Here is a 16,991-nt window from a genome sequence, read left to right as displayed (position 1 = left end):
ATCAAGGGTTGACGTTGTTGAACTCAAATGCAAAAGTTGTGCATCGTCCCAGGATCTCGACCCACGCACCGTCGCGTCGGAAGGTTGTCGCATGCTCCCTGCATCCGGACTCTCCCTGAGCCGCCGGCAGTTCGCGGGCGCGATGGGCGCCGCGGCCGGTGCTGCGGCCGTCACCGGCTGCTCCTCCTCCGCCTCGAAGGACATGGACACCCTCCAGGTCTGGGGAGGCGTCCCCGCCGAGAGCGGCCCGCAGGCCGTGATCGATCGCTTCCAGGAGGAGCACCCGGGCACCCACGTCACCTACACGCGGTACGTCAACGACGATCGCGGGAACCTCAAGGTGAACACCGCCCTGCAGGGCGGCGTCGACATCGACGTCTTCTTCACCTACGGCGTCCCGAACCTCACCATGCGCACCAACTCCGGTCTGGCCGCGGACGTCGGCGATCTCGTGCGCGCCACTCCCGAGCTGGAGGCCTTCCTGGATACCGAGGACCCCAAGGCCCTCATCGACGGCGACGAGATCACCGCGCTCGCGACGACACGGATCCCGCAGATGGTGCTGTTCAACGAGGACCTCCGGGAGAGCGCAGGGATCGAGCTGCCCACGCAGTGGACCGTCGAGGAGTACCTCGAGGTCATCCGCGCGCTCGCCGACGACGGGAAGTACGGCACCTACGTGCTGCCGGACATCGCCCGCATCGAGCTCGGCCCCAACTACCGCTTCACGAAGGACGGGAACTCCAACTTCTCCCACCCCGCCTTCCTGGAGCACTTCGAGCTGGCTGCGGAGCTGATCCGCGATGGTGTGCTCTATCCCTGGTCACAGGCGCTGGCCCGACAGCTCGAGGCGTACCAGCAGAACAACTTCATCGCCCAGGACTTCGGGCTGTGGACCACGGCGCCCTACTCGCTGCGGTTCCTCACCGACCAGGAGAACTACCCCCACGACTTCAAGGTCGCCTGTGCGCCCGTGCCGACCCTGGACGGCAACGACTGGAACACCGGCGAGTACGGGGCCTTCCTCCAGATCAACTCCAAGAGCCCCAAGCAGGACCTGGCCTGGGAGTTCTGCAAGTTCTGGCTGCTGGAGAGCGCGCAGGACGTGGTCAAGGCGGGGTACATCTCCCTGCTGGGCGACGTCGGGGACGACGAGCTCCTGGACGGGATCCTCGGGGAGGGCGCGGAGGAGTTCTTCGACGTCGACTCGTTCCGCCGCACCCTGTTCGAGGACCAGCCGCGCATGCACCTGGACACCGAGCTGACCGCGTACACGGAGATCACGCAGAAGTACCAGCAGCAGCGCGACGTGTGCTGGCTCCTCGAGCGGACTCCGCAGAAGGCCATCGAGAACGTCGACAGCAACGCCCAGGCGCTCATCGACCGGTTCGAGGAGGACTGACATGGCGATCGTCGACACCAGGATCGAGACGGCCGACGGGCCCGCCGCCGCGGCAGACGGACGACTCAGGCGGCCCACGGGCCGCGCGCCCTCGGAGCCGAAGGCATACGTCGGCTGGCTCTTCATCGCCCCGAACCTCCTGGGGGTGCTGGCCTTCACCTTCGTGCCCCTGATCTCGGTGGTGCTGCTCTCCTTCACCCGCTGGAACCTCGTCTCGGGCTTCGGGGGCATCGAGTTCGTCGGCCTGGACAACTTCCTCGCCGTGTTCCGGGACCCGACCTTCTGGCGCAGCCTCCTGACCACGATCGTGTACGCCGGGGTCGCCGTGCCGCTGACCCTCGTGGTCGGCCTCGCGCTCGCGCTCGCCCTGAACCGGGACATCCCGGCCCGGGGCATGCTGCGTGCCGCCTTCTTCGTGCCGTACATCGTGAACATCGTGGCGATCGGCATGACCTGGCAGATGCTGCTGGACCCGGAGGCAGGCCTGGTGAACCAGGTGCTCGGGGTCTTCGGAGCGGAGAACCTGCCGCAGTGGTTCGCCTCGTCGAACTGGGCGCTGCCCGCGCTGATCCTGGTGACGATCTGGTCCCAGGCCGGCTACGCGAACCTCATCTACCTCTCGGCCCTGCAGGACGCTCCCACCCAGCTGTACGAGGCGGCCCGCATCGACGGGGCCGGGCGCTGGGCGTCTTTCCGGACGATCACGTGGCCGTCCCTGCTGCCCACCACAGTGTTCCTGCTGGTGACGCTGTTCGTGGGGATTTCGCAGACCTTCGGGATGATCGCCCTGATCACCAACGGCGGTCCGGGCGACTCCACGACCACGCTGTCGTTCTACATGTACCAGACCAGTTTCCAGTTCTACCGGTTCGGCTATGCCTCCGCCGTGGGCCTGGTGACCTTCATCGGCATCTTCGCCATCATGCTCCTGATGTGGCGAGCCCAGCGAGGAAGGGCGCTCCATGACTGACGCGACGACGACGGCGACCACGACGACGGCGAGCACGACGACCACGACGGCCGGCGGCGGGCCGGGCCGGGGCACGGGCATGGCGCAGCGGCAGGCGCTGCGCACGCGCCGGGACCGCGTGCGCCGCTGGGCCTGGGGCATCCCGATGTGGATCCTCGCGCTGGTGTTCCTGCTGCCCTTCGCCTGGATGATCTCCACCTCGCTGAAGCCGGATCTGGAGGCCTTCAGGATCCCCATGCAGTGGATCCCGGACCAGCCGCGCTGGGAGAACTACACGGAGGTGCTGTTCGGGGAGAGCTCGATCCTCATCCCCTTCGGGAACTCGGTGTTCGTCGCGGCGCTGCGCGTGCTCGGCGAGCTGACCACCGCGACCCTGGCCGGGTACGCCTTCGCCAAGCTCCGCTTCCCCGGGCGCGGCAAGGTGTTCATCGCCTACCTCGCCACGTCTCTGATCCCGGCCCAGCTGCTGCTGGTGCCGCGCTTCGTGTACTTCGAGAAGCTCAGCCTGTACGACACCCTGTGGGCGCTGATCCTCCCGGGCATGTTCACGGTGCTGGGCACCTTCCTCATGCGTCAGTACTTCATCTCCCAGCCGGACGAGTTCGCGGAGGCCGCACGGCTCGACGGCGCGAACGAGTTCCAGATCTTTGTCCGGATCTACCTGCCCAATGCGATGTCGATGATCAGCGCCCTGGCGATCCTCACCTTCGTCTGGTCCTGGAACGACTACGAGACCCCGCTGGTCTTCCTCTCCACCCCCGAGAACTACACGCTCCCCATGGGGCTGACCAGCTTCACCGACGAGAACGGGGCGATGGCGGCCGGCCTGTCGATGGCGGCGTCGGTCATCTCGATCATCCCGATCCTGCTGGTGTTCCTGATCTTCCAGCGCCGGTTCGTGCGCGCCATGACCGAGAGCGCACTGAAGTAGGAGACGTGGCGACGGAGCAGCTCCGGGCCTGCCGCACCGAGCACACTGGGCAGGGCCCCGGTCACGCCCGCACCGGGCTCCGTCGTCGGCTGGCCCGACGAACCGGATCGATGTTCCGGTCCGACGGTCTGGCCCGACGAACCGACCCGACGACCTCCCGCCTCCCGCGACTGCACAAGGACCACCGCCCATGAGCACCACCCCTGACCCTGCCGCCTCCCCGTCGGCCCTGCGGCGACTCCGTGAGGAGCTGCCCCAGCTCAACCCCGGAAACCGTCGGATCGCCGAGGCGATCCTCGCCGACCCCCTCGCCGCCGGCGACTCCTCGATCACCGCGCTCGCGACGGCTGCGGAGACCTTCCCCGGCGCGATCTCCCGCTTCGCCCGCAAGCTCGGCTACGCCGGCTTCCCGGCCCTGCGCGCGGCGATCGCCCTGGACAACGGGCGGGCGGCGCAGTCCGGGTGGGAGCGGGACATCGGCACGGCGATCACGCCCGCCGACTCCTCCGGGGATGTCCTGGACATCCTCGCCGGCACCGCGGCCCGCGCGCTCCGCGACGCCGCCGCCGTGATCGACCAGGCCCAGGTCGAACGCGCGGCCGACGCGATCACCGCGGCCGAGCGCGTCCACCTGCACGGCGAATGGGGCGACTCCATCGCCGTGCGCGAGCTCTACCTGCGCCTCCAGCGGATCGGCGTCGCCGTCTGGTGCCATGAGTCCGGCCCGCGCACCCTCGATCTCGTCTCCCGCACCTTCACCGAGCGGGACGTGGTCCTGGTGCTGAACCGCTCCGGGAAGGACGCCACGGCGCTCGAGCTGCTCCGGAGCGCCGAGCGCGCCGGGGCGACCACGATCGCGGTGCACGGCGTTCCCGGCTCCGCCCTCGAGCAGGCGGCCGACATCCCGCTCTTCACCGGCATCCGCAACGGCTCCGTGTGGACCCAGCACTTCGCCGGTCGCGCGAGCGACACCCTGCTGACCAGCATGCTCTGGCTGCTCGTCGCCCAGCGCCGCTCTGCCGACCCCACCATGCGCTTCGTGGACGACGGGACCCTGCAGTCGCACACCCCCGCCGCCCCCGACCTCGACAACAGCTGACGACCCCCACCACCCCACCTGCTGGAAGGAACCCCATGCTCACCGAATCCGTCACCACTGACATCGTCGTGGTGGGAGGAGGCCTCGCCGGAGTCTGCGCTGCGATCGGAGCCGCCCGGCAGGGCAGCCGGGTCGCCCTCATCCAGAACCGGCCCGTGCTCGGCGGCAACTCCTCGAGCGAGGTGCGGGTGTGGGTCTGCGGCGCCACGGCGCACGGCATCCACCTCTTCGCCCGCGAGACCGGGATCATGGGCGAGCTGTATGTCGAGAACCAGTTCCGCAACCCCGACGGCAACCCCTACTACTGGGATCTGCTGCTGCTGGAGAAGGTGCGCGCCGAACCCGGCATCGAGCTGTTCCTCAACACCGATGTCACCGAGGTCGAGGCCGACGGGCCCGAGGACGCCCGGGTGATCCGGTCCGTCACCGGATGGATGAGCGGCTCCGAACGACGGATCACCTTCACCGGGGGGAGCGTCATCGACTGCAGCGGCGACGGGCTGGTGGGGCATCTCGCCGGGGCGGAGGTCATGCGGGGGAGCGAGCCGCGGGAGCAGTTCGGCGAGTCCTGGGCCCCCGAGCAGGCGGGGGAGGACATGCTCGGCTCCACGATCCTCTTCTACACCAAGGACGTCGGACATCCGCAGAAGTTCGTCGCCCCGCCCTTCGCGATCGACATCGCCCAGACCGCGATCCCGCAGAACCGGGTGATCCGCCAGACGATGAGCGGATGTGACTTCTGGTGGATCGAATGGGGAGGCCACCTCGACGTCGTCCACGACAACGAGCGGATCCGCGACGAGCTGCAGGCCGTCTGCTACGGGCTGTGGGACCACATCAAGAACTCCGGGCAGTACGACGCGGACACGCTCAGCCTCGAGTGGGTGGGGGCCGTCCCCGGCAAGCGCGAGTACCGGCGGTTCGTCGGCGATCACGTCCTCACCCAGCACGACGTGCTCGGGCAGACGGAGTTCGAGGATCGGGTCGCCTTCGGCGGCTGGTCGATCGACCTCCACCCCGTGGGCGGGGTCTATGCGAGCGAGAAGGGATCGCGGCACTGGCACCCGGACGGGAATTACCACATCCCGGTGCGCGCGCTGTACTCGCGCAACGTCACGAACCTGTGGATGGCCGGGCGCGACATCAGTGCCAGCCACGTCGCTTTCGGCAGCACCCGGGTGATGGCCACCTGCGCCATCCTCGGCGAGGCCGCTGGGATCGCCGCCGCGGTCGCCGGCCGCCTCGGGGCGAGCCCCCGCGACCTCGCCGCCGACCACGTGCCCGAGCTGCACCGGGCGATGGTGCGGGCCGACGCCTCGCTGCTCGGCGTCCGTGACGACGACCCGGCGAACCTGGCGCTCGGCGCCGAGGTGAGCGCGTCCACCTCGAAGACGATGCTCGGTTCGACGCGGAGCACCGGGCGGATCACCCTGGACCACGATCTCGCCCTCGTGCTGCCGGTCGACCCGGAGCTCGGGGAGGTTGAGATCCTTCTCGACGCCGCCGAGGACACCGAGCTCCTCGTCGAGCTGCACAGCGTGGGCAGGCCGCAGAACTATCTGCCGGCCGCCCGCGAGCGCAGCGCCGTGGTCCCGGTCCGCCACGGACGGTCCTGGGCACGGGCGGATCTGAGCTGGGAGCCGGGCGAGGCCCAGAACACCGTTGTGGTCCTGCGGAGGAACCCGCTGCTCGAGGTCCATCAGGCCGAGCGGGTCGAGCCCGGCACCGTCACGATGCGGCACCGGGACCTGCCGCTGGACGAGGCGACCCCCGAGCAGTGGCGGTCCTGGAAGGAGACCCTGCACGGGCACGGCATCTGCTTCCGCGCGACCTCTCCCACCCGCGCCTTCGCCCCCGAGCAGGCGATCGGCGGCTACGCACGGCCCTACGGCGGCCCGGCGATGTGGGTCTCGGCCGACGCCGCCGAGGACCCGCAGCCCTGGCTGCAGCTGGACTGGGCGGAGCCGCAGGAGATCACCACGGTCGACCTCGTGCTCGACGACGACGTCAACGAGGACCTCATCAACCTCCACCATCACCGCACCCCGGACGACACGATGCGGTCCCTGGTGCACACCGCCCGTGTCGAGGCGCTCGTGGACGGGCAGTGGCAGGAGATCGCCCGGATGGAGGAGAACCGCGAACGCCACCGCTCCTTCCCGCTCGCCCGCCCGGTGCGGACCGACTCCCTCCGCGTCGTGGTCGAGGAGATGAACGGGGCTCCGACGGCGCGCATCGTGTCGCTACGGGTCTACGGGGACTGATGGCTGAGCGCCGGGCACTGGGCACTGGGCACTGGGCACTGAGCACTGAGCACTGAGCACTGAGCCCGGAGTCTGCGGGCGCCCATCACATTCTTATTGAAGTTTCATCTAGTTGGGCGCATGATGGTCGGGACGACATCGATCGGAAGGATCGCCCCATGAACTCCTCGCCCCTGACCACCCCCTCCGCGACGGCCGGCACGGTCGACGGGCGGCACTTCTCCTCCGACCTCGCCATGGATGCCGTGACGCTGCGCGTCGGCGACCTCGAGCTCATGAGCTCCTACTACGAGAGCGCCCTCGCCCTCACCCCGATCGAGGAGCAGTCCCGCGTGAACGGCGAGATCCATCGGGTCCTCGGTCGCGGCGCCGTCCCGTTCGTGCGCCTCGTCGCCACGCCCGGGCTGCCGGGCGTCGACCCCCGCCAGGCAGGCCTCTTCCACACCGCCTTCCTCTTCGAGGACCAGGCCGCGCTCGCCGGCACCGTGCTGCGCGCCGCCCAGGATCCCCGCTCCCGTTTTGCGGGCTCCAGCGACCACCTCGTCTCCGAGGCCTTCTACTTCGCCGATCCCGAGGGCAACGGCATCGAGCTGTACTGGGACCGCCCCCGCGACCAGTGGACCTGGACCGATGGCCACGTCGCGATGGACACCCTGCACCTCGATCCCGACGCCTATCTCCGCGAGCACCTGACCGACGAGGTCACCGCCGCCCCGAGCGTGCGCCCGGGCATCGTGGGCCACGTGCACCTCCAGGTCGGCGACGTCGACACGGCCCGGGCGTTCTACGTCGACACCCTCGGCTTCGAGACCACCGTGGGCTCTCACCCCGGCGCCCTGTTCGCCGCGGCCGGCGGCTACCACCACCACGTCGCGATGAACACCTGGAACAGCCGCGGGGCCGGTCCCCGCGCCACCTCGCTCGGCCTGGCCGACGTGGCGATCACCGTACCCGGCCGCGAGGACCTCGACGCTCTCACCGCTCGCCTGACCGGAGCCAAGCTTTCCTTCGCGAACGACGGGCGTTCCGTGACCGTGCGCGACCCGTGGGGCACGCCCGTCACCGTGAGCCTGCCCGGGACGAGCACCGAGGAGCTTCTGGCCCGCTGAGCCGCTGAACCGCTGACCTGTCGGTGGCGGGCAGGTCAGCGGGAATCCGCCGACCGGGGGCCGATCAGTCCGTGCGGGATCCGGTCAGTCGCAGGTGCCGTCCGCAGCGCACGCGGTGCCACTCTCGAATTCTCCGCCGAGCAGCGAGGACAGCGAGGTCAGGGGAGCCGAGCGCTCGGAGGCGGTCGTGCCAGCGGCGCCAGTCGTGCCAGCCATGTCGGCTCGCGAGTCTGCCGTGCCTGCCACGTCGGCCCGCGTGTCTGCCGCGTCGGCCCGCGGGCCTGCGGTGGTGGGCCGCTGATCTGCGCTGGTCATGACTGCGCCCGCTCGGACCGGGTCTCCTCGGCGATCTGCCGCAGCGCCTGGCGGAAGGCATCCAGCGGCAGAGCGCCCGGAGCGGTGTAGGTGTCGTTGAACAGGAAGAACGGGACGCCGCGGGCGCCCATCTGCACGGCCTCGCGCACATCGGCCTCGACCTCGGCCTCGTGGGTCTCGCCGGCGAAGGCGGCCCGCGCCGCATCCTCGGGCAGGCCGGCCTCGACCGCGCGCGCCACGACGGTCTCCGCGTCGAAGGGGTTCGAGGCGCCGGTGAAGTAACCGCGTTGGAGGTCCATGAAGTAGCCCGTCGCCGCATCGATGCCGCTGACCTCACGGAGCGCCTGCAGCACACGATGCACGCCGCGGGTATTGGCCATCGGCCGGCCGATCACGTACTCACGGCCCAGCTCCTGCGCCATCCCCTGGATCTGCGCCTCCATCTCGCGCACGCTCTCCTCGGGCATGCCCTTGGCGGCGACCAGGTGGGCGATGTTGTCGCGCACGGCGTCGGTGGGGGAGGTGGGGTCCAGCTCGAAGGAGTGGGCGCGCACATGCACCTGGCCCTCGAGGCCCTCGGCGGCGATCGCGTCGTGCAGGCGGGACTCGCCGATGTAGCACCAGGGACAGACCACGTCGGTCCACACATCGACGGTGATCAGCGGCTCGGTGGCGCCCGTCGGGGTGCTCGGGCCGGTGGTGCTCTCGGTCATCGTGCCCTCCAAGGCGGGGATGGGTGTGCGGCCGTCTGGCAGCAACCCCTAGATGCTTGAAAAAGGTACTACGAGGGCTGCGTTCCGGCGAGGACCGGGATCACCTTTCGCCTCCGGCACAACGCGGACGCCGCGAGCGGAGTCGCGCTCCGGGATGCCCTTCGCCGAGACGGTGAGTGCTGAGAAGTTGCCCTCCTCGGCTGACCTCTGGGGTCGGTCACCGGTCACACTGGGGATGTCCCGACTGACGGTGCCACACTGGACGGTGCCCGTCGCCGCACGGCGAGCCCGCCCCGATGACGACCAGGATGCTCATGTCCCTGCTGTTCTCCCCTCTCGAGCCCACCGCGGCCACCCCCGCAGCTGCGGAGTCGGTCCTGCGACCCCTGGAGGTACGGCGCTGATGAGCTCGCGCAAGAAGCGGAATCAGACCACGGGCCGCGCGACCACGAGTCGGCCGACGAGCCCTGCTGCGGTGACGCCCGCTTTCCCCTCCACGCCCGCTCCGGCGGAGGCCGACGACGTGGCTCTCACGGACACCCCGCTCACTGCCGCCGAGGCCGAGGCCGAGGCCGAAGCTGATACCGGGTCCGTGACCGCGTCCGCGTCCGCGTCCGCGTCCGAGACCGAGACCGACGCCCTGGACGTCCCGGACGAGTCGGCAGGGAACGGGACCAGCTCAGAGGCCGGCACGTCCGAGCGGTCCCCGCGCCTGCTCTCGTGGTCGATGGCCGCGGAGACCGATGTGTGGTCCGCAACGGACCCGTCGGACGAGACGGACCTGTCGCACGAGACAGTCCCGTCGGACAAGATAGACCCCTCGGACGAGACAGTCCCGTCGGACAAGACAGACCCCTCGGACGAGACAGTCCCGTCGGACGAGACAGAGCTTCAGGACGAGCGTCTGGAGGCCCCGGCGGGCGACGCACCGGCGACGCCGGAGGCCGCGTGGCTGCAGGACGGCGCCGACGACATCGACGCCCAGGTCGCGACGGTGACTGAAGCGGATACGGCCGAGCGCGAGCAGTCCGGCGACCCCGCGCTCGCGCCCGACCGTGAACAGCCCGGCGCTCCCGACCCCCAGCCGGGCGACGAGTCGGGGCTGTTCGACCCGGAGTCGGGGAACCGCTGGACCGTCGTCGATGAATCCGCCGGAAGCGCCGAACGCGACGGCGATGAACCGGGGGAGCAGTCGGCCCAGTACGGCGGCGACTCGGCCGACGCCGACGCTGGCGACGCCTCTGACTCCGACGCCAACGCGGGCGCCGCACCTGACGCCCCTGATGCCCTTGACGCCTCTGACCCCAACTCCGCTCCGAGCGGCTCGGCCAGCGACGCTCTGCCGGCGTTCCCCGTTCCGGTGACGATGTCCCCCAAGGCCAAGAAGTTCGGCTGGTCGCGGGAGTCGCTCCTGACCGGCCAGCCGGCACCGAGTGCGGGCGACGCCCCCGACTCGCGCTCGCCGAGGACGGAGAAGGCCACGACGGAGAAGGCCAAGAACCTCTGGCGCAGCGTGCGGGGAGCGAAAGCCGGTAGCCCGACAGCCGAGAGAACCGGCTCTGCCGACGTCGAGGAGCACGACCGGACCACTGATTCCGCACACTCCGCCGGGCTCGCATCGCCCGACGACTCCGGGACGTCCGCGAACTCCGCACCCCCGACCGGAACGCCCTCGTCCCCGCCCGGAACGCCGTCGTCGAAGGGTTCCGCATCCTCGACAGGTTCGGCGGCATCCACCGGGTACGCCGGATCGACGGCGGCCGCGACGTCCACCGCGACGTCCACCGCGACGACCGGCACGACCAGCACGACCGGCACGACCAGCACGACCAGCACGCCCGGCGTGACCAGTATGATCGGCGCGGCCGACGTGTCCTCCTCGCAGAGCACCCCCGAGGACGACGCGCCCACCGGACGCTTCCATCACGTCCTCCAGGTGCTCAGCCCGTACCTGCGCACCCACCGCGCCGCTCTGCTCACCGGGGCGATCGCCCTGCTGCTGAGCGTGTGGCTGCTGGTCGCGCTGCCCTTCCCGCTGAAGTACGCGGTCGATGCGGCGGTGGCTTCCACCGGGGCCGATCTGCCGGCGCTGGCCGAGCTCACGGGCGACCCGGGCCGCCGCCTCGCGATCGGCGTCATCGTCTTCTCCGCACTGCTGGTCCTGCAGGTCGCGACCCGTTTCACGGCAGTCGCCGCGCTCGGCCGGGTCGGGGTCCGAACCGCCACCAGCTTGCGCTCGAGTCTCCTGTCCCACCTGCACCGGCTGACGCCGGGCGCCGAGGGGCGACCCTCCTCGGGGTCATCCGCCGCTCGTCAGGGCGAGGCCGACCAGGACGACGTCGCCCGGCCGCTGATCGAGGATGTCGCGGCCCTGCGCGACCTGCTCTCGCATTCCGGGCCGCGGGCCGCGGCGAGCATCCTGACCCTTCTGACTCTCCTGGTGGTGACGGTCATCGTCGCGCCACTCGGGGCGCTCGTGCTGCTCGCGACCGGGCTGCTGTACACCCTGGCGATCGGCCTCTCGATGCGCCGCAGCCGCTCCGCCGCGGCCACCGCCCGCTCCGAGAGCCGCATGCTCGCCGACACCGCCGATGAGCTCGTCGCCGCCACGGGCACCGTCCAGACCTACGGCCTGGAGACCCGTTCCTCGCGCGGGCTGACCGAGGCGGGTCTCCGCGCCGGCCGCGCCCTGACCCGGTCCCGACGGGTCGACTCCCTGCAGAATCTGCTCACGCAGCTCGTCGCCGGGATCGGCGTGGTCGGGACCCTGCTCCTGTGCGGATCGCGGGTCGCGGCCGATGCCATGACCCCCGGCGATCTCGTGCTGGTGCTGGTCGATGTGCTGATCCTGCTCATCGTGCTGCGCGACCTGCTGGAGAACGTCGGCTCCCTGCGGGGAGCCGCTGCCGCCGGTGATCGCATCGCCGACCTGCTCGAGCGCGAGGCCTCGATCGCCGAGCCCCAGCGCACTCAGCCCGTGGACCGGGTGGGCGGCGAGATCGTGTTCTCCGCCGTCAACACCGCTGTCAGCACCCCCGTCCCCACTGCCGCGGACACCGCGGCCGGGAGCGGCGGGAACCTGTTCGACATGGTCTCCCTCGTGGTCCCCAGCGGCCAGCACGTGGCCCTGCTGGACCGGGAGGGTCGGGAATCCGCCGCCCTGATCGCCTACCTGCTGCGCTTCGACCAGCCCGACACCGGCCGCGTGCTGCTGGACCGCTACGACACCCGCGCCGTCTCCCTGGGCGATCTGCGCCGCCAGCTCGCCGTCGTCCAGCGCGAGCCGGTGCTGTTCACCGACACCGTGCGGGAGAACATCCGCATCGGCCGCCCCGACGCCACCGACGACGAGGTGCGCGACGCGGCCCGCCGGGCCGGGATCGATGACGTGATCTCCCAGCTCAGCAATGGGTTCGACACCGTGCTGGTGCGCCGCGGCGATGTCCTCACCGACGGTCAGCGGCGCCGCGTCGCGATCGCCCGCGCCCTGCTCCGCGACGCCCCGATCGTGGTGCTCGATGCGGCCGACGCCGGACTGTCGGGCGCCGAGCGGCGTCCCGTCCTCGCGGCCCTGGCGGCGCTGGCCGAGGGACGCACGGCGATCGTGCGCAGCCGCGACCCCGAGACCGTCACCGCCATGGACCGCGTGCTGTGGTTCGAGGGTGGCGAGGTCCGCGAGGACGGGACGCCCGCGGTCCTGGCCTCTGACCCCGACAGCCGCCTCACGACCTGGCTGCGCGCCCAGGACGAGACCGTCAGCTGACCCTCGACCCTCGATCCCGCGCCACCGCGCGGCCACGTCCCTGACACGCCCGTGACATGTGGCCGCGCCACGCTGGAGCCACTGTCCGGGCCCCGCGGGGTTCGTCGGCCGTACCGGTGATCTCCCGGGGCAGCGCGAGAAAGCGGGTCCGCGATGAAGATCTCCGTCATCGGTGTGGGGTACCTCGGCGCCGTCCACGCCGCCAGCATGGCCGAGCTCGGGCACGAGGTGATCGGCCTGGACGTCGACACCGAACGCCTCGAGAGGCTCTCCGCCGGCGAACCGCCCTTCCATGAACCGGGGTTCCCCGAGCTCCTGCGCCGCGGCCTGGCCGCAGGCCGTCTGCGCTTCACCGCTGACGTCGCCGACCTCGCCGACGCCGACGTGCACTTCCTGGGGCTGGGCACTCCGCAGCGGGCCGACGGGTTCGGTGCGGACCTCACCGCTCTGGACGCCGCCGTCGACTCCCTAGCCGGCGTGCTCCCGGCCCGCGCCGGGGCGAGGACGCTCGTGGTCGGGAAGTCGACCGTGCCCACCGGCACCGCCCGCCGTCTCGCCGACCGGCTCGAACAGATCGACGGCGTGCACCTGCTGTGGAACCCCGAGTTCCTGCGCGAGGGCTTCGCGGTGCGCGACACCCTCGAGCCCGACCGGATCGTCTACGGCGTGCGCGACCCCGAGGCCGCCGGCCCGGAGATCGCGATGCTCGACGCGGTCTACGCGCAGATCCTCGGCGGCCCCGGCAGGTCCGACGGCCCAGGCAGGTCCGACAGGCTCGACGGCCCTGAGAACCCCGTCAGGCCCGACAACCCCGGCAGCCCCGGCGGCGGGGTGCCGCGCCTGGTCATGGGCTACGAGGCCGCCGAGCTGGTGAAGGTCTCCGCGAACGCCTTCCTGGCCACCAAGATCTCTTTCATCAACGCGATGGCCGAGCTGTGCGAGGCGACCGGCGCCGACGTCACCGACATCTCCCGCGCGCTCGGCATGGACGACCGCATCGGGAACAAGTTCCTGCGCGCCGGCGCAGGGTTCGGCGGCGGCTGCCTGCCCAAGGACATCCGCGCCTTCATCGCCAGCGCCGAGGATCTCGGCGTGGGCCAGGCGCTGGGGTTCCTGCGCGAGGTCGACGCCATCAACCAGCGCCGACGGGTGCGGGTGGTGGACCTGGCCCGCGAGATGCTCGGGACCCTGCGCGGCCGACGCATCACCGTGCTCGGCGCGGCCTTCAAGCCCGACAGCGACGACGTGCGCGACTCCCCGGCCCTCGAGGTCGTCTCCCGCCTGATGGCCGCCGGGGCGCACGTCACGGTCACCGATCCCGAGGCGCTCGAGAACGCCCGCCGCCGGGTCGAGGGCCTGGCCGCCGTGCAGGACACGACCGAGGCGCTGCGGGGCGCCGAGCTGGTGCTCCTGCTCACGGAGTGGCGCGAGTACCGGGACCTGGACCCGGTCGCCGTCGCGCAGCTGGTCGCGAGGCCGCGCATCCTCGACGGCCGCACCGTGCTCACCCCGAGCGCATGGCGCGCAGCGGGGTGGGAGTTCCGGGCGCTGGGCCGCCCCGATGCCCCGACCACGCTGCCCGCGCAGGACCGGAGGGACCCCGTCGCGGATGCCCTGATCGACACCGCGGCACAGGCATAGGGGCGAGGCGGTCGGCTCAGAAGTCCCGAGCTGTCTCCGCCGGGTGCTGGACGTCGTCGTGGATGCGCGTGAGGTGCACGCGCCGGGTGAGGCGGATGAGTGGACGCACCAGCATCAGGGCGCTGCCGATGACGAAGAGGGTCGTGGCGAGCGTCATGGTCGCCTCGGAGAAGAACAGGAGGCTGCCGATGAGGAAGATGATCCCGATCAGGACGTCGTTGAGGATCGACAGCGTCTCGTAGCGCTGGCGGATGATCAGCTCGTCCCGGCCCAGGTGCAGCACGAGACGATCATCGGAGGGGTTCTGGTTCATCCCGCCCACTCTACGAACTGCCGGGTCCGCGAACCCCGCTTCCGCCGGTCGTGGGTCCGGGCAGGGCCGGGCAGGGCCGGGCAGGGCCGGGCGGGGCCGCGCGGGGACGGACGGGTCAGGCCGTCTCGGGCTCCGGGTCGTCGAAGAACGAGGTGCCCTCGTCCTCGCTCTCGTCGGACTCGTCGGAACCATCGGATCCGTCTGACCCGTCTGACCCGTCTGACCCGTCGTGCCCGTCGGTCTGCAGTGCGCGGCGGCGCTGGACGATGGCCCCGAGCAGACCCAGGACCACGCCGACCGCGAGCCAGCCGCCCAGCCACAGCAGGTCACCGCGAGGATCGATCCAGCCGCCACCGATCGCGGCGCGGAAGGTGTCCACGGCGTGGGTCATCGGCAGGTACGGGTGGATGGCCTGGAAGAACGGCGGCAGGGTGGCGACCGGATAGGTGCCTCCCGCGCCGGAGATCTGCAGGGCGATCAGCACCAGTGCCACGAACTTCCCGACCGGGCCGAACAGCGCCCCGAAGCCATGGTTCAGGGCCACGAACACCAGGCTCGTGAACCCGGCGAGCCCGAACATCAGCGGCAGGTCCCCGACGGTGATCCCGACCCCCCAGCGCAGGGCGCTCACGGCGATGGCGGACTGCACCAGGCCCAGCAGGAACGCGGGCACCAGACCGCCGGCGAGCAGCCGGAGCGCGCCGACCCCGCGGGAGGCGGCCTCGGCGGAGAACGGCGGCATCATGAGGAAGATGGACATGCCGCCCACCCACAGGCTGATCGCCAGGAACAGCGGGGCCAGGCCCTCGCCGAATCGCGTCAGCTCGTGATCGCGCTCGAAGCTCATCTGCACGACGTCCGAGGCGGTCCCGGCGAGCTCGTCGCTCTCTTCGTCGGTGTACGAGGGCACATCGCCCTTCGCATCCTCGAGCCCGTCGCGGAGCTCGACGGAGCCGTCCGCGAGCTGACCCGCGCCGTCGTCCAGATCCACGGCGCCGTCGGCGAGATCGCCGGCCCCGTCGTCGACCTTCCCGGCCCCGTCGGCGAGGGTCCCGGTGCCGTCCTCGAGGTCACCGGCCCCGGCGGCGAGCTTCTCGGCCCCGGACTGGGCGTCGGAGGTGCCGTCGGCCAGCTGGCCCGCTCCGTCGGCGAGGGCGGCGGATCCGCTCGCGAGGTCCTCGGCGCCGGTGCGGGCGGTGCCCACGCCGTCGGTGTACTGGCCCACGCCGGAGGCCAGATCCTGCGCCCCGGAGTTCGCGGTGTCGGTGGCCTCGGCGAGCTGCGCGGCGCCCGAGGAGAGATCCTGCGCGCCGGAGTTGAGCAGGTGCACGTCGTCGGCGCCCTGCTGGAGGGTCGCGTAGGCGTCGGGCAGGGCGACGGCCGCGGCGCGCGCCTGCGCCGTGAGGTCTGCGGCGAGGTCGCTCGCGGAGGATCCCTCGGGGGTGTCGGGCAGGCCCGTCCCGGCGTCCTCGCGCAGCGTGGCGAGCGTGGTGCTCAGCGTGGAGGCGTCCTCGGCGAGCGTCCCGGTGGTGTCGGAGAGCTGGGAGGCGTCCTCGGCGAGGGAGCTCGTGGTCGTGGAGAGGTCATCGGTGTAGGTGACGATGCGGTCGGCAGCATCGGTCATCCCGGTGGCGGTGTCCGCGACGTCGGTGGTCTGCTGCGCGGCGGCCCCGGCGGTCTCGTCTGCCGTGCTCGCATCCGTCGAGGCCTGCGAGGCGTCGTCGCGCGTGCTCTGCGAGGTCTCCGAGACGCCGGCGAGCTCGTCGCAGAAGGTGGGGTCGGCCCCGGACTCCTCGCAGTGGGCGGCGAGGTCGTCGACCGAACCCGTGTAGGTGTCCACGGAGCTCGAGGAGGTCTCGGCGCTCTCCGCCGCGGACCCGGTGGCGCGCGCCGTGTCCTGCACGGAGGTGTCCAGCGCGGAGACGTCCTCCTGGATCGTGGCGGCCCCGTCCTGGAGGGTGCGAGCATCGGCGGCACGGTCCGCGGTGTCCTCGCTGAGCGTCTGCGCGGCCCCTGCGACGTCTGTCGCGGTGCTGTCCAGGCTGCTCGCCGCGTCGGAGAGGGTCCCCGCATCGGTCGCGGGCTGGTCGAGCAGCCCGGAGACGTCCGCGGCCTCGGCCGCGCTCTCGAGGTCGTCGATGGCCGTGACCAGGTCGTCGCTGGTCTTCTGGACGCTCTCGGGGGTCACCCCGATCTCGTCGGCCCGCTGCTGGGCGGCGGCGATCGTGTCGTCGAGCTGCTGGGTGCCGTCGGCCACCTGGCCGGCGCCGCTGGCGAGGTCGGAGGCCCCGGTGGCGAGCTGGTCCGTGCCCGCTGCGAGGTCGGAGGCCCCGGTGCGCAGCGGGCGTCCCTTCTCGTCGAGCTCGACCAGGCCGGAGCTGAGCTGCTGTGCTCCGCTGGTGAGGGTCGCGGTCCCGTTCTGCAGGTCGACGGCGCCGTTGGCGAGGTCGCCCAGGCCCACGACCAGGTCG

The 16,991-nt window shown here is 71.3% G+C and carries 11 protein-coding genes; 8 read left to right on the top strand and 3 right to left on the bottom strand.

Going from position 1 to position 16,991, the window contains the following annotated elements; all coding sequences use genetic code 11:
* The first annotated feature begins 91 nt into the window (after positions 1-91).
* The 6 genes from ACT3UL_RS06555 to ACT3UL_RS06530 all read left to right on the top strand — a co-directional run bounded on the left by ACT3UL_RS06555 (position 92) and on the right by ACT3UL_RS06530 (position 7,775).
* A complete protein-coding gene (locus ACT3UL_RS06555) occupies positions 92-1,402 on the top strand; it encodes an ABC transporter substrate-binding protein (protein ID WP_444577318.1) in 1,311 nt (436 codons plus the stop codon).
* Between the two features lies 1 nt (position 1,403).
* Entirely contained in the window at positions 1,404-2,372 is a 969-nt protein-coding gene (locus ACT3UL_RS06550; RefSeq protein WP_444577317.1) for a carbohydrate ABC transporter permease, read from the top strand.
* Complete coding sequence (locus tag ACT3UL_RS06545; RefSeq protein WP_444577316.1) at positions 2,365-3,303, top strand: carbohydrate ABC transporter permease; 939 nt, start codon at positions 2,365-2,367, stop codon at positions 3,301-3,303. The genes ACT3UL_RS06550 and ACT3UL_RS06545 overlap by 8 nt, the downstream gene beginning before the upstream one ends.
* Before the next feature lie 190 nt (positions 3,304-3,493).
* Entirely contained in the window at positions 3,494-4,402 is a 909-nt protein-coding gene (locus ACT3UL_RS06540) for a MurR/RpiR family transcriptional regulator (protein ID WP_444577315.1), read from the top strand.
* 35 nt (positions 4,403-4,437) lie between these two features.
* Complete coding sequence (locus ACT3UL_RS06535) at positions 4,438-6,666, top strand: FAD-dependent oxidoreductase (RefSeq protein ID WP_444577314.1); 2,229 nt, start codon at positions 4,438-4,440, stop codon at positions 6,664-6,666.
* A gap of 158 nt (positions 6,667-6,824) precedes the next feature.
* A complete protein-coding gene (locus ACT3UL_RS06530) occupies positions 6,825-7,775 on the top strand; it encodes a VOC family protein (protein WP_444577313.1) in 951 nt (316 codons plus the stop codon).
* Positions 7,776-8,086: 311 nt separating this feature from the next.
* Here ACT3UL_RS06530 and ACT3UL_RS06525 read toward each other — a convergent pair whose 3' ends face one another.
* Positions 8,087-8,803 carry a DsbA family oxidoreductase gene (locus ACT3UL_RS06525; RefSeq protein WP_444577312.1) on the bottom strand — a complete coding sequence of 239 codons (717 nt, stop codon included), beginning with the start codon at positions 8,801-8,803 and terminating at the stop codon, positions 8,087-8,089.
* 403 nt (positions 8,804-9,206) lie between these two features.
* Between ACT3UL_RS06525 and ACT3UL_RS06520 the strand changes: the two genes are divergently transcribed.
* Together ACT3UL_RS06520 and ACT3UL_RS06515 are read left to right on the top strand one after the other, a co-directional pair.
* Positions 9,207-12,566 (top strand): ABC transporter transmembrane domain-containing protein, encoded by a 3,360-nt coding sequence (locus tag ACT3UL_RS06520; RefSeq protein ID WP_444577311.1) that lies wholly within the window; start codon positions 9,207-9,209, stop codon positions 12,564-12,566.
* 153 nt (positions 12,567-12,719) lie between these two features.
* Positions 12,720-14,207: a UDP-glucose dehydrogenase family protein gene (locus ACT3UL_RS06515; protein WP_444577310.1), complete on the top strand. Its 1,488-nt coding sequence runs from the start codon at positions 12,720-12,722 to the stop codon at positions 14,205-14,207.
* 16 nt (positions 14,208-14,223) lie between these two features.
* Here ACT3UL_RS06515 and ACT3UL_RS06510 read toward each other — a convergent pair whose 3' ends face one another.
* Both ACT3UL_RS06510 and ACT3UL_RS06505 read right to left on the bottom strand, forming a co-directional pair.
* Complete coding sequence (locus tag ACT3UL_RS06510; RefSeq protein ID WP_444577309.1) at positions 14,224-14,520, bottom strand: YrhK family protein; 297 nt, start codon at positions 14,518-14,520, stop codon at positions 14,224-14,226.
* Positions 14,521-14,635: 115 nt separating this feature from the next.
* A partial coding sequence (locus ACT3UL_RS06505) for a YhgE/Pip family protein (RefSeq protein WP_444577308.1) occupies positions 14,636-16,991 on the bottom strand: 2,356 nt, incomplete at its 5' end.

It is taken from the genome of Brachybacterium sp. 107 (assembly GCF_052379725.1).
In the GTDB taxonomy this organism is placed as follows: Bacteria; Actinomycetota; Actinomycetes; order Actinomycetales; family Dermabacteraceae; genus Brachybacterium.
This window is presented reverse-complemented; position numbering and strand designations above follow the sequence as displayed.

What these genes read in the sequence shown, in the direction of transcription:
- ACT3UL_RS06555 (WP_444577318.1), top strand. Translation starts at nt 92, where the DNA reads ATGCTCCCTGCATCCGGACTCTCCCTGAGCCGCCGGCAGTTCGCGGGC.
- ACT3UL_RS06550 (WP_444577317.1), top strand. Translation starts at nt 1,404, where the DNA reads ATGGCGATCGTCGACACCAGGATCGAGACGGCCGACGGGCCCGCCGCC.
- ACT3UL_RS06545 (WP_444577316.1), top strand. Translation starts at nt 2,365, where the DNA reads ATGACTGACGCGACGACGACGGCGACCACGACGACGGCGAGCACGACG.
- ACT3UL_RS06540 (WP_444577315.1), top strand. Translation starts at nt 3,494, where the DNA reads ATGAGCACCACCCCTGACCCTGCCGCCTCCCCGTCGGCCCTGCGGCGA.
- ACT3UL_RS06535 (WP_444577314.1), top strand. Translation starts at nt 4,438, where the DNA reads ATGCTCACCGAATCCGTCACCACTGACATCGTCGTGGTGGGAGGAGGC.
- ACT3UL_RS06530 (WP_444577313.1), top strand. Translation starts at nt 6,825, where the DNA reads ATGAACTCCTCGCCCCTGACCACCCCCTCCGCGACGGCCGGCACGGTC.
- ACT3UL_RS06525 (WP_444577312.1), bottom strand. Translation starts at nt 8,803, where the DNA reads ATGACCGAGAGCACCACCGGCCCGAGCACCCCGACGGGCGCCACCGAG.
- ACT3UL_RS06520 (WP_444577311.1), top strand. Translation starts at nt 9,207, where the DNA reads ATGAGCTCGCGCAAGAAGCGGAATCAGACCACGGGCCGCGCGACCACG.
- ACT3UL_RS06515 (WP_444577310.1), top strand. Translation starts at nt 12,720, where the DNA reads ATGAAGATCTCCGTCATCGGTGTGGGGTACCTCGGCGCCGTCCACGCC.
- ACT3UL_RS06510 (WP_444577309.1), bottom strand. Translation starts at nt 14,520, where the DNA reads ATGAACCAGAACCCCTCCGATGATCGTCTCGTGCTGCACCTGGGCCGG.